Here is a 10288-nt window from a genome sequence, read left to right as displayed (position 1 = left end):
CGAGATCGCCATGGAAGAAGGGCTTCGGTTTGCCATTCGGGAAGGCGGTCGGACCGTGGGTGCTGGTGTTGTTTCTAAAATAATCGAATAACGTGTTCTCTTGGCTCAAAATCGAGCCATATCTATAAAAGTAAATTAATGTGGAGAGTATTAGATGCCGGGTCAACGAATTAGAATTAAACTAAAAGCGTACGATCATCGATTGATTGACAAATCGACGGATAAAATTATTCGGACGGCAAAATCGACCGGGGCGGCCATTTCAGGCCCCATTCCCTTGCCGACCAAACGCTCCGTTTATACGGTGTTGCGTTCACCGCATGTCGATAAAAAATCGCGTGAGCAGTTTGAAACACGTATTCACAAGCGTTTGATCGATATCTTGAATTCGACGCCAAAAACGATCGACGCTCTTATGAAATTGGAATTGCCGGCTGGTGTTGACGTAGAAATCAAGGTATGATTCAACAGAAGAGTTGAGGAAGAATAAACATGGTTGGCTTAATTGGTAGAAAAGTTGGAATGACCCGAGTTTTTGATGAGGACGGAAGGCATGTTGCCGTGACGGTAATTGAGGCAGGCCCCTGCTATGTAACGCAAGTCAAAATGCCGGAGACGGATGGTTACTCGGCCGTTCAGCTCGGATTTAAAGAAAAGAAAGAGAGTCGAGCCAAAAAACCTGAAATTGGCCACGCCAAAAAAGCGAATGTAAATCCCTTTTATGTCTTAAAAGAATTTCGCGATTTTGATCATATCGAAAATCTGAAACCGGGAGACAAACTGGATGTTACCCTTTTTAATCCCGGCGATCGGATAAAGGTAACCGGAAAATCCAAAGGACGCGGTTTTCAGGGTGTTGTCAAACGTCACGGTTTTGGAGGCGGTCCGGTATCTCATGGCCAGAGCGATCGACTTCGTGCGCCGGGATCAATCGGACAATCGTCTTATCCCTCCCGGGTTTTAAAAGGGACGCGAATGGCCGGGCGTATGGGGAATGCCCGTGTGACGGTAAAGAACCTGCGAGTTGTTCGTGTGTATCCGGAACAGAACCTTATCCTGATTAGGGGAGCAGTTCCCGGTGCAGTGAATAGCTATGTTGAAATTAGAAAATAGATGAGGGTATTGTGAAAGTTGATGTTTATGGAATAGACGGAACCAAAGTGGCTGAAGATTTTGAGCTGCCCGCAACTATTTTTGCGGTTGATCCGAATGACCATGCAATCTATTTGGCTGTAAAAGCTCAATTAACCAATTCCAGGCAGGGCACAGCTGCCACAAAAAATCGGGCTCTGGTATCTGGCGGAGGCAAGAAGCCCTGGCGCCAGAAGGGCAGAGGAACAGCCAGGGCAGGTTCCACGCGTTCGCCAATATGGCGCGGCGGCGGCACAATCTTTGGCCCTCAGCCTCATCCCTATGTGATGAAAGTGAACAAAAAGGTCAAGAAACTGGCCCGGCGTTCTGCATTGTCCTATCGTGCAAAAGAGGGGAACATCAAGGTGGTCGACGATTTTACCGTTGAGTCGGGAAAGACAAAAGATGTTTACGAAATCCTGAAAAAACTGGGAGTTCATGATAAAAAGACGCTTTTGCTGATTCCGGAACCGGATTCAAAACTGAACCTGGCGGGTCGCAACATTCCAAAGCTTCGCATCCAGGAAGCGGTTAAGGCTTCTGTTTATGAATTATTGGACAATGAAGTGATTGTGATTCAGAAAAGTGCTGTGGCCAAATTACAAGAGGTGTTTGGAGAATGAAAGATTCCTATAATGTCATTATCAGGCCCATTCTGACGGAAAAAATGACCAATTTAAAAGAGACGCACAATCAGTATGCGTTTCAGGTTGATCTTCGGGCAAACAAAATTGAAATCAAAAAAGCGATTGAAAATAAATTTGACGTAACCGTAACATCCGTCCGGACAATGATCATGCCCGGGAAACTCCGTCGATTGGGACGGTATGAGGGGAAAACCGCCAAATGGAAAAAGGCCGTTGTTACCCTGCAGGAGGGAGATGTTATTGAATATGTGGCCGGTGCGGTTTAAATGAGAGTTTTATGAAGGGAAATCGGAGGAATTCATGCCATTAAAGAGTTATAACCCGGTTACACCATCGTTGCGTTTCCGGAAAATTGTTCGATTTGACGAGGTTACAGATGACGCACCTGAATCCTCGCTGGTAAAGCCCCTCCACAAAACCGGTGGGCGGAACAATTTGGGCCGGGTCACGATTCGGCACCGGGGCGGTGGTCATAAACGAAAATACCGTGTGGTCGATTTTAAACGCAATAAAGATAATATTCCGGCCCGCGTGGCGGCGATCCATTATGACCCGAATCGGTCGGCTAATCTGGCCCTGCTATTTTATGCCGATGGCGAAAAGCGCTATATTTTGGCCCCCAACGGCATCCAGGTAAATGATAGGCTGATGTCAGGTGAAGAGGTCGAAATTCGGGTTGGAAATGCCATGCCTTTGAGCAGTATCCCGCTGGGTTCATTTGTCCACAATGTGGAATTAAAACCCGGAAAGGGCGGGCAACTGGCCCGCAGTGCCGGTTCCTATGCCCAGCTGGTGGCGAAAGAGGGTAAATTTGCCCATCTGAAATTGCCCTCGGGAGAGGTACGATTGGTTCATTTGAACTGCCGGGCAACTATTGGACAGGTAGGGAATTTGGATCATGAAAATATTTCTTACGGAAAGGCTGGAGCCATTCGCTGGCTTGGCAGGCGGCCTCATGTTCGCGGCGTTGCCATGAATCCCATCGATCACCCGATGGGCGGAGGAGAGGGGAAAGCCTCGGGCGGGCATCATCCCACATCCCCCTGGGGATGGAAAACAAAGGGGTGGAAAACCCGCAAAAAGAAAAAGTCAGACGATTATATTGTAAAACGACGCAAATAGTTTTTAAAGAGGTGCAAGAATGCCAAGATCGGTAAAAAAAGGCCCTTTTATTGAGGAAAGACTTCTGAAGCGTATCCAGAAGATGAATGAGGGCGGACAGAAAAGAGTTGTGAAAACCTGGTCCCGACGTTCAACTATTTCGCCTGAGTTTGTGGGACACACACTGGCGGTGCACAACGGAAGTAAATTTATCCCTGTGTTCATCACTGAAAATATGGTGGGACATAAATTGGGTGAATTCGCACCGACCCGGACGTTTCGCGGGCACGGCGGGAAAAAAGAACGATCGGCTGGAAGAAAATAGGTTTTTTAACGGGTTGGAGATTGATTGAATGGAAGCATTTGCCTTAACAAAATATGTTCGTATTTCTCCTCGCAAGGTCCGGCAGGTGGCGGAGCTGATTCGGGGGAAGAACGTCGATGACGCCATTAACATTTTAACATTTACCCAGAAATCGGCTTCCTTACCATTGGAAAAAACACTGCGTTCGGCGGTTGCAAATCTGGTGAACAATCAGGAAGAAAGCGGCCGGATCGAACCTGAGGAGCTTTACGTGAAAGAAATACGTATCGATGAAGGTCCAACCATGCGACGGTTTCGTGCGGGCTCAATGGGTCGTGTGATGCCGATACGGAAAAGAAGCAGTCACATTAAAATTGTTGTAGCAGAAGAGACGGACAAAAGAAAATAAGGGAGGATTCACTTTTGGGTCAAAAAACTAATCCTATCGGATTTCGATTAGGTGTTATTAAGACCTGGAATTCGAATTGGTTTGACGAGAAAAACTTTGCAAATAAACTTCAAGAAGATCTGAAGTTACGCAAATACATTCGGAATCGAATGAAAAATGCTGGTATTTCGAAGATTCAAATTGATCGGACTCCCAAGCACATTACAATCACCATTCACACGGCCAAGCCCGGAATCGTGATTGGACGAAAGGGTCTTGAGGTGGATAAGCTGAAGGAAGAACTTCAGCGGGTAACAGGAAAAGATGTTCAATTGAATGTGAATGAAATCAAGCGCCCGGAATTGGATGCCTACCTGGTGGCAGAAAATATTGCCCATCAGTTGGAGGCGAAGATTTCCTATCGACGTGCCATGAAAAAGTCCATCATGGCCGCGATGCGGATGGGAGCAGAGGGTATCAAAATTATTTGCAGCGGCCGGTTGGGCGGAGCTGAAATGGCCCGAACCGAACAGTATAAAGACGGTCGAATTCCACTGCATACCCTGCGTGCAGATATCGATTACGCCATATCCACAGCGATTACCACCTACGGATGCATTGGGGTGAAAGTGTGGATTTGCAAAGGCGAGGTTGTAGGCGCCTGAGAAATTTAGGTAAAGACGATTTCGATAACAAAAGGAGTGACGTAACTCATGTTAATGCCAAAACGTGTAAAATATAGAAAGGTGCAGCGAGGCCGGATGAAAGGCAAAGCCTACCGTGGATCCAAATTAAGTTTTGGAAGCTACGGGCTAAAGGCTCTGGAATCTGCCTGGATTACCAGTCGGCAAATCGAAGCCGCGCGTGTAGCGATCACTCGACATGTCCGAAGGGGAGGAAAACTCTGGATACGGATATTCCCCGACAAACCTTTTACAAAAAAGCCTGCTGAAACCCGAATGGGAAAAGGAAAAGGGGCGCCTGAATATTGGGTAGCTGTTGTAAAACCCGGCCGCATTCTATTTGAATTGGAGGGTGTGCCGGAAGATGTGGCAAAAGAGGCGATGCGGTTGGCATCGCATAAATTGCCCATTAAAACAAAAATTATAACGGCTGAAGAAAGTGTGGGAATGTAATTATGAAAATGTATGAAGTAAACGAATTGCCGCTTGAAGAACTTCGTATTCGCCTGGAGGATGCCAGGGAGGAACTGTCAAACCTTCGGTTTCAGAAGGTCCTTGGCCAGTTAAACAACCCCATGCGAATTAGACTTGTTAAAAAAGACATTGCTCGCCTTGAAACGGTTATTCATGAATATGAAACAGGCAAGCGTGAGCAAATTGCAACAGAAAATACTGAAAGTAATTAGGAATCGGTGTGAAAATGACAGAAAACAAACGAGGAAATCGTCGCATCATTATCGGCACTGTTGTAAGTGATAAAATGGATAAATCACGTGTAATAAAGGTCGAGCGATCTGTGAAACATCCGCTTTATAAGAAATATATCAAACAGACGAAGAAGTTTATGGTTCATGATGAAAAGAATGAATCGCATATCGGGGATGTGGTGAAAGTGATGGAGGTTCGACCCTTGAGCCGGAAAAAGCGCTGGAGATTGAGTGAGATTATTGAACGGGCCAAGTAACAACAGGTTTTGGCTGTTTTGAGAAGGGCAAGAGGAAAAAAATGATACAGGTACAAACGAAATTAAATGTTGCGGATAACACGGGCGCCAAAAAGGTCATGTGTATTCGCGTACTTGGCGGGACACGAAGGAAATACGCCAGCATTGGTGATATTATTGTCGTCACGGTTAAGTCAGCCATTCCCGGGGGCAGCGTTAAAAAGGGCGATGTGAGTAAAGCCGTGGTGGTTCGCACGAAGAAAGAAGTTCGCCGTCAGGATGGATCCTACATCCGATTTGATGAGAATGCAGCCGTTTTGATTGACGATCGGTTAGAGCCGCGGGGAACGCGTATTTTCGGCCCAGTCGCTCGTGAACTGCGCGAAAAAGAATTTATGAAAATCATTTCATTAGCACCGGAGGTGTTGTAAGGTGGGACTTTTTAAGAGCAACAAACGAGAGCCGATTTCAAAATTCAACATCCGAAAAAATGACATTGTTCATGTGATAGCGGGTGAAGATAAGGGGCTTGAAGGAAAGGTTCTGAAGGTATTTCCGAAAAAGCAGCAAATTATTGTTGAGGGTGTGAACTTTATCAAGCGACACACAAAACCCTCGCAGGATAATCCGCAGGGCGGAATTATCGAAAAAGAAGGCCCCATTCATTTTTCAAATGTGATGGTTGTTTGTCCGAGCTGCGGAAATCCAACCCGCATCAGTGTCAAGGTATTAGAAGATGGATCGCGTGCAAGAGTGTGCAAACATTGCGGCGAAATGATAGTCGTTTCATAAGATGATATAATGAGTGTGGAGAATCTATTCATGGATTACGTTCCTCGACTGAAAAATATTTATAAAGAAAAAGTGGCACCTGCTCTGCAAAATAAATTTAAATATAAAAATACAATGCAGGTTCCTAAGATAGAGAAAATTGTGGTCAATATGGGGGTGGGCGAAGCCACCCAGGAACCCAAAACCCTGGAATGGGCTGTGGCTGATCTGACGGCTATTACAGGCCAGAAACCGTCTATCCGAAAAGCGAAAAAAGCCATTTCAAATTTTAAACTGCGAGCCGGAATGCCAATTGGATGCAAAGTAACCCTTCGCAAGGATCGCATGTACGAATTTTTGGATCGGTTAATAAGCATGGCCATTCCCAGAATTCGCGATTTCCGCGGAATGCCTGATAAATCCTTCGACGGGCATGGGAACTACACCGTGGGTATTCGGGAGCAAATCATTTTTCCTGAAATCGATTACGATAAGGTTGAAAAGGTTCGTGGAATGGATATTACCATTTGCACAACGGCGAAAACCGATGAAGAAGCGTATGAATTGTTAAAAGAATTTGGTTGGCCTTTTATCAAACGTTAATGAAGAAGGAGTATGGAGTTTTGGCTAAAAAATCGATGATTGTTAAAGCAAATCGGCCCCCCAAATATAAAGTCAGGCGATATAATCGTTGCAAGCGTTGTGGTCGTGCCCGAGGGTATATTCGGAAATATGGACTCTGCAGGATTTGCTTTAGAGAATTGGCTTTGAACGGAGAAATTCCTGGTGTGACCAAGGCCAGTTGGTAGAAATTAAAAAAGTGGGTATCAGGAGAAATAACTTATGTCAATGTCAGACCCAATTGCAGATTATTTAACACGAATTAGGAATGCAATTAAAGCGGAACATAAAAAAGTGGATATCCCGGCGTCCAACTTAAAGCGGGAAATCACACGAATTTTATATGAAAATAAGTACATCAACAATTATGTAAATATTGATGACGGAAAACAAGGCCTGATTCGTATTTACCTAAAATATGATGAAAATGAAAAAGGCGTTATCAGCGGTTTAAGGCGTATCAGCAAACCGGGCAGGCGCCAGTACGTGGATGCGGACCATATCCCGCGCGTGATGAATAATTTGGGCATTGCGATTCTTTCGACGTCGCGTGGTGTTATGACAGGCCTTCAAGCCAAAAAAGAGCGGGTTGGGGGCGAAGTACTCTGCTATGTTTGGTAAATTGTTATCAGGAGGAAAGAACATTGTCTCGAATCGGTAGAGCCCCTATCCCTGTTCCGGAAGGGGTTACAGTAGATATTCAGAAAAATACGGTGCGAGTAAAGGGCCCAAAGGGGGAGCTTGAACAGCGAATTAATCCCGATATTACGGTGGAAATGCAGGCCAATGAGGTGCTTGTGAAGCGTCCTACGGACAACCGCCAGCACCGTTCCATGCACGGTCTGTACCGCTCGCTTTTAAATAATATGGTCATTGGCGTATCAAAGGGATTTGAGAAAAGGCTGGAAATTGTGGGCGTTGGATATCGCGCAGAAAAGAAGGGCAAAAGCATTACGTTTTTATTGGGTTATTCTCACCCCATTGTTTTTATTCCACCCGAAGGAATTGAAGTGGGGGTAGAGAATAATACCCAGGTTTATGTGCGTGGGATCGACAAAGAATTGGTTGGTCTGGTTGCGGCAAAAATTCGATCTTTTCGCCCTCCGGAGCCTTACAAGGGTAAGGGCATTCGCTATGCGGGTGAAAAGGTTCGTCGCAAAGCGGGTAAATCTGGCGCAAAGTAATAGATTTTCAAATAGGATGAGGTGAAATGGCAGACAAAAATATAAAAAAGCGTTTAGCCAGGCTCAAACGTAAAAAGAGAATTCGCCGTAAGGTTTGGGGTACTTCCGAAAAACCGCGTCTTGTGGTGTTTCGAAGTGCAAAACACATTTATGCTCAGCTAATTGACGATACAACCGGCAAAACGCTTACCGGTGTATCCACTTTGACAAAAGATATCAGGGATACCCTGGCAGACATCCGAAAAAAAGAAGGAAAAGTGGGCGTCAGTAAAGTGGTGGGAAAAGCAATTGCTGAACGCGCCAAAAAATTGAATATTGAATCCGTGGTTTTCGACCGGAATGGTTTTAATTATCATGGCCGGGTTAAGGCCGTCGCGGACGGTGCCCGAGAGGGTGGTTTAAAATTTTAGCATTTTACTTCCTGTTCTTTCAAAAAGTTAAAGAATGGGAGCATCAATTGAGCAAAAAAATTTATCGTGATGAGGAGGTCTTTTGGAACGGATTAGTCCCAGTGAATTGGATTTAAAAGAACGAGTGGTCCATATTAATCGAGTCGCCAAAGTCGTAAAGGGCGGACGTCGATTTAGCTTCAACGCAATTGTTGTTGTTGGAGATGGCAAGGGGCATGTCGGTGTGGGGTTTGGAAAGGCCAATGAAGTAACGGATGCCATTACCAAGTCCACAGAAAATGCCAAGAAGAACCTGGTTTATATTCAAATCAGCAAGGGAACGGTTTCGCATCCGATTATTGGAAAATACGGTGCGGCGCGGGTATTCCTGAAGCCGGCGTCCCCTGGTACGGGTGTGATTGCGGGTGGGCCCGTTCGCGCCATCATGGAATCGGTGGGCATTTCAGATGTGCTGGCCAAAATTCTGGGATCAACGAACCCGCACAATGTGGTAAAGGCAACGATGAACGCCCTGGAGAGCATGTTGAATATTGACACGGTAACGAAAAAACGGGGCATCTCCGTAAGGGAAATGTTTTTAATGGATTGATTCAATATTTGAATTGAATCCCGAATCGGAAGAAATAGATTTTGGAGTGAATGACGTATGGCAAAGAAGCTAAAAATAACGCAGGTTCGCAGTGCAATCGATCGAAACAAGAAACAAAAACGAACATTGGTTGCATTGGGAATTCATAGAATGCACGATTCGGTAATACACGAGGCAACCCCCCAGATATTGGGAATGGTTAAATCAATTGAACACCTATTGAAAGTGGAAGAAGTCGATTAGCCAAAAAGTCGAGGGTGATATGAATTTAGGATCTTTACGATTCGCAAGCGGATCAAAACATAAAGAGAAGCGAATTGGCCGTGGTGAGGGATCGGGGCATGGCAAAACAGCCACCAAGGGACACAAGGGTCAGAGATCGCGTTCGGGTGCAAAATTTCGTGCCTGGTTTGAAGGCGGGCAAATGCCCATTCAGCGCAGACTTCCCAAGCGGGGATTTCATAACCCTTTCCGAAAGGAATATCAGATTGTAAATGTATCTGATCTGGAACGTCTGGAAGGGGTCGAAAAGGTGACTCCGGAGCTTTTGTACAAAAACCGCCTGGTACGAAAAAAGAGCATGCCGGTAAAGATATTGGGGAACGGGGAAATTACAAAAAAGTTTGAGGTTTCAGCTCACGCATTTAGTGAATCAGCTCGAAAGAAAATTGAATCTGTTGGTGGAAAGGCGATCACTCTATGATTGAAAGTTTCCAGAATATATTTAAGATACCGGAACTAAAACGCCGGATTCTTTTTACTTTGGGGATTCTCGTTGTTTATCGGTTCGGAGGCCACGTTCCCACGCCTTCAATTGATACGCGGGCTCTGGGTGAGTTTTTTGTTCAGGCGCAAAATACCCTGTTCGGCCTTTACGATATGTTTGCCGGCGGGGCTTTCCGTAAAGCAACCGTTTTTGCCCTGGGTATTATGCCTTACATCTCCGCATCCATTATCATTCAGTTACTGGGTGCGGTTGTTCCCTATTTCCAGAAATTGCAAAAAGAGGGTGAAGAAGGACGAAAAAAGATCACCCAATATACCCGTTACGGGACGGTTCTGATTTCGGCACTGCAGGCGTACGGAGTCAGCGTCTTTCTGGAGAATATTCCGGTTACACAGTCGGGTTTGCTGGTTGTTCCGCATCCCGGTATGGGATTTCGCTTGCTTACGATGATTACACTGACTGCGGGTACCGTTCTCATCATGTGGCTTGGTGAGCAAATCGATGACCGGGGCATTGGAAACGGTATTTCCCTGATTATTTTTATTGGAATTATTGCCCGATTTCCAAATGCCGTATTGGATGAAACACAACAATTAATTGCCGGAAACCGCGCCCTGTTGATGGAAGTTTTTCTGTGGGCCTTGATGTTTGCAACGGTAGCGGCGGTGGTCATGTTGACTCAAGGTACGCGAAAAATACCTGTTCAATATGCAAAACGTGTGGTCGGGCGAAAAATTTACGGCGGACACAGCACGCATATTCCGATGCGGGTGAACACCGCTGGCGTGA

General features: G+C 45.7%; 23 protein-coding genes. All 23 read left to right on the top strand.

What is annotated here, in order from left to right:
* Positions 1-91, top strand: a 91-nt coding sequence (locus tag GXO76_11250) for an elongation factor Tu (GenBank protein NOY78432.1), incomplete at its 5' end; no start/stop codon positions are given.
* A gap of 63 nt (positions 92-154) precedes the next feature.
* Entirely contained in the window at positions 155-463 is a 309-nt protein-coding gene (gene rpsJ, locus GXO76_11245) for a 30S ribosomal protein S10 (GenBank protein ID NOY78431.1), read from the top strand.
* 29 nt (positions 464-492) lie between these two features.
* Positions 493-1113, top strand: a complete 621-nt coding sequence (rplC, locus tag GXO76_11240; protein ID NOY78430.1) for a 50S ribosomal protein L3 — start codon at positions 493-495, stop codon at positions 1111-1113.
* Between the two features lie 11 nt (positions 1114-1124).
* Positions 1125-1754, top strand: a complete 630-nt coding sequence (gene rplD, locus GXO76_11235) for a 50S ribosomal protein L4 (GenBank protein ID NOY78429.1) — start codon at positions 1125-1127, stop codon at positions 1752-1754.
* Complete coding sequence (rplW, locus tag GXO76_11230) at positions 1751-2044, top strand: 50S ribosomal protein L23 (protein NOY78428.1); 294 nt, start codon at positions 1751-1753, stop codon at positions 2042-2044. Before rplD ends, rplW begins: the two co-directional genes overlap by 4 nt.
* Before the next feature lie 34 nt (positions 2045-2078).
* Complete coding sequence (rplB, locus tag GXO76_11225; protein NOY78427.1) at positions 2079-2900, top strand: 50S ribosomal protein L2; 822 nt, start codon at positions 2079-2081, stop codon at positions 2898-2900.
* Between the two features lie 19 nt (positions 2901-2919).
* Positions 2920-3204 (top strand): 30S ribosomal protein S19, encoded by a 285-nt coding sequence (gene rpsS, locus GXO76_11220; GenBank protein ID NOY78426.1) that lies wholly within the window; start codon positions 2920-2922, stop codon positions 3202-3204.
* Positions 3205-3232: 28 nt separating this feature from the next.
* Positions 3233-3592 carry a 50S ribosomal protein L22 gene (rplV, locus tag GXO76_11215; GenBank protein NOY78425.1) on the top strand — a complete coding sequence of 120 codons (360 nt, stop codon included), beginning with the start codon at positions 3233-3235 and terminating at the stop codon, positions 3590-3592.
* A gap of 14 nt (positions 3593-3606) precedes the next feature.
* The gene (gene rpsC / locus GXO76_11210; protein NOY78424.1) at positions 3607-4236 is read left to right on the top strand and encodes a 30S ribosomal protein S3; all 630 of its coding nucleotides are present in this window, start codon (positions 3607-3609) and stop codon (positions 4234-4236) included.
* A 48-nt stretch (positions 4237-4284) separates the two neighbouring features.
* The gene (rplP, locus tag GXO76_11205) at positions 4285-4707 is read left to right on the top strand and encodes a 50S ribosomal protein L16 (GenBank protein NOY78423.1); all 423 of its coding nucleotides are present in this window, start codon (positions 4285-4287) and stop codon (positions 4705-4707) included.
* Positions 4708-4709: 2 nt separating this feature from the next.
* Positions 4710-4940, top strand: coding sequence for a 50S ribosomal protein L29 (gene rpmC / locus GXO76_11200; GenBank protein ID NOY78422.1), 231 nt, complete (start codon positions 4710-4712; stop codon positions 4938-4940).
* 14 nt (positions 4941-4954) lie between these two features.
* The gene (gene rpsQ, locus GXO76_11195; GenBank protein ID NOY78421.1) at positions 4955-5218 is read left to right on the top strand and encodes a 30S ribosomal protein S17; all 264 of its coding nucleotides are present in this window, start codon (positions 4955-4957) and stop codon (positions 5216-5218) included.
* A gap of 41 nt (positions 5219-5259) precedes the next feature.
* The gene (gene rplN, locus GXO76_11190; protein ID NOY78420.1) at positions 5260-5628 is read left to right on the top strand and encodes a 50S ribosomal protein L14; all 369 of its coding nucleotides are present in this window, start codon (positions 5260-5262) and stop codon (positions 5626-5628) included.
* Between the two features lie 34 nt (positions 5629-5662).
* Positions 5663-5989, top strand: a complete 327-nt coding sequence (locus tag GXO76_11185) for a 50S ribosomal protein L24 (GenBank protein ID NOY78419.1) — start codon at positions 5663-5665, stop codon at positions 5987-5989.
* 30 nt (positions 5990-6019) lie between these two features.
* Complete coding sequence (gene rplE, locus GXO76_11180) at positions 6020-6571, top strand: 50S ribosomal protein L5 (GenBank protein ID NOY78418.1); 552 nt, start codon at positions 6020-6022, stop codon at positions 6569-6571.
* Positions 6572-6591: 20 nt separating this feature from the next.
* The gene (locus GXO76_11175) at positions 6592-6777 is read left to right on the top strand and encodes a type Z 30S ribosomal protein S14 (GenBank protein NOY78417.1); all 186 of its coding nucleotides are present in this window, start codon (positions 6592-6594) and stop codon (positions 6775-6777) included.
* Positions 6778-6811: 34 nt separating this feature from the next.
* The gene (gene rpsH / locus GXO76_11170; GenBank protein NOY78416.1) at positions 6812-7210 is read left to right on the top strand and encodes a 30S ribosomal protein S8; all 399 of its coding nucleotides are present in this window, start codon (positions 6812-6814) and stop codon (positions 7208-7210) included.
* Positions 7211-7233: 23 nt separating this feature from the next.
* Positions 7234-7773, top strand: a complete 540-nt coding sequence (gene rplF, locus GXO76_11165; GenBank protein ID NOY78415.1) for a 50S ribosomal protein L6 — start codon at positions 7234-7236, stop codon at positions 7771-7773.
* Between the two features lie 26 nt (positions 7774-7799).
* Positions 7800-8183 (top strand): 50S ribosomal protein L18, encoded by a 384-nt coding sequence (locus tag GXO76_11160; protein NOY78414.1) that lies wholly within the window; start codon positions 7800-7802, stop codon positions 8181-8183.
* An 82-nt stretch (positions 8184-8265) separates the two neighbouring features.
* Positions 8266-8772 (top strand): 30S ribosomal protein S5, encoded by a 507-nt coding sequence (rpsE, locus tag GXO76_11155; protein NOY78413.1) that lies wholly within the window; start codon positions 8266-8268, stop codon positions 8770-8772.
* 57 nt (positions 8773-8829) lie between these two features.
* Positions 8830-9015: a 50S ribosomal protein L30 gene (gene rpmD, locus GXO76_11150; GenBank protein ID NOY78412.1), complete on the top strand. Its 186-nt coding sequence runs from the start codon at positions 8830-8832 to the stop codon at positions 9013-9015.
* Between the two features lie 19 nt (positions 9016-9034).
* Positions 9035-9475 (top strand): 50S ribosomal protein L15, encoded by a 441-nt coding sequence (gene rplO, locus GXO76_11145; GenBank protein ID NOY78411.1) that lies wholly within the window; start codon positions 9035-9037, stop codon positions 9473-9475.
* A partial coding sequence (locus GXO76_11140; GenBank protein ID NOY78410.1) for a preprotein translocase subunit SecY occupies positions 9472-10288 on the top strand: 817 nt, incomplete at its 3' end. The genes rplO and GXO76_11140, both read left to right, overlap by 4 nt.

It is taken from the genome of Calditrichota bacterium (assembly GCA_013151735.1).
GTDB lineage: Bacteria > Zhuqueibacterota > JdFR-76 > JdFR-76 > BMS3Abin05 > BMS3Abin05.
The sequence above is the reverse complement of the archived record's forward strand: the minus strand, read 5'-3'. Positions and strand labels throughout refer to the sequence as shown.

What these genes read in the sequence shown, in the direction of transcription:
- rpsJ (NOY78431.1), top strand. Translation starts at nt 155, where the DNA reads ATGCCGGGTCAACGAATTAGAATTAAACTAAAAGCGTACGATCATCGA.
- rplC (NOY78430.1), top strand. Translation starts at nt 493, where the DNA reads ATGGTTGGCTTAATTGGTAGAAAAGTTGGAATGACCCGAGTTTTTGAT.
- rplW (NOY78428.1), top strand. Translation starts at nt 1,751, where the DNA reads ATGAAAGATTCCTATAATGTCATTATCAGGCCCATTCTGACGGAAAAA.
- rplB (NOY78427.1), top strand. Translation starts at nt 2,079, where the DNA reads ATGCCATTAAAGAGTTATAACCCGGTTACACCATCGTTGCGTTTCCGG.
- rpsS (NOY78426.1), top strand. Translation starts at nt 2,920, where the DNA reads ATGCCAAGATCGGTAAAAAAAGGCCCTTTTATTGAGGAAAGACTTCTG.
- rplV (NOY78425.1), top strand. Translation starts at nt 3,233, where the DNA reads ATGGAAGCATTTGCCTTAACAAAATATGTTCGTATTTCTCCTCGCAAG.
- rplP (NOY78423.1), top strand. Translation starts at nt 4,285, where the DNA reads ATGTTAATGCCAAAACGTGTAAAATATAGAAAGGTGCAGCGAGGCCGG.
- rpmC (NOY78422.1), top strand. Translation starts at nt 4,710, where the DNA reads ATGAAAATGTATGAAGTAAACGAATTGCCGCTTGAAGAACTTCGTATT.
- rpsQ (NOY78421.1), top strand. Translation starts at nt 4,955, where the DNA reads ATGACAGAAAACAAACGAGGAAATCGTCGCATCATTATCGGCACTGTT.
- rplN (NOY78420.1), top strand. Translation starts at nt 5,260, where the DNA reads ATGATACAGGTACAAACGAAATTAAATGTTGCGGATAACACGGGCGCC.
- rplE (NOY78418.1), top strand. Translation starts at nt 6,020, where the DNA reads ATGGATTACGTTCCTCGACTGAAAAATATTTATAAAGAAAAAGTGGCA.
- rpsH (NOY78416.1), top strand. Translation starts at nt 6,812, where the DNA reads ATGTCAATGTCAGACCCAATTGCAGATTATTTAACACGAATTAGGAAT.
- GXO76_11160 (NOY78414.1), top strand. Translation starts at nt 7,800, where the DNA reads ATGGCAGACAAAAATATAAAAAAGCGTTTAGCCAGGCTCAAACGTAAA.
- rpmD (NOY78412.1), top strand. Translation starts at nt 8,830, where the DNA reads ATGGCAAAGAAGCTAAAAATAACGCAGGTTCGCAGTGCAATCGATCGA.
- rplO (NOY78411.1), top strand. Translation starts at nt 9,035, where the DNA reads ATGAATTTAGGATCTTTACGATTCGCAAGCGGATCAAAACATAAAGAG.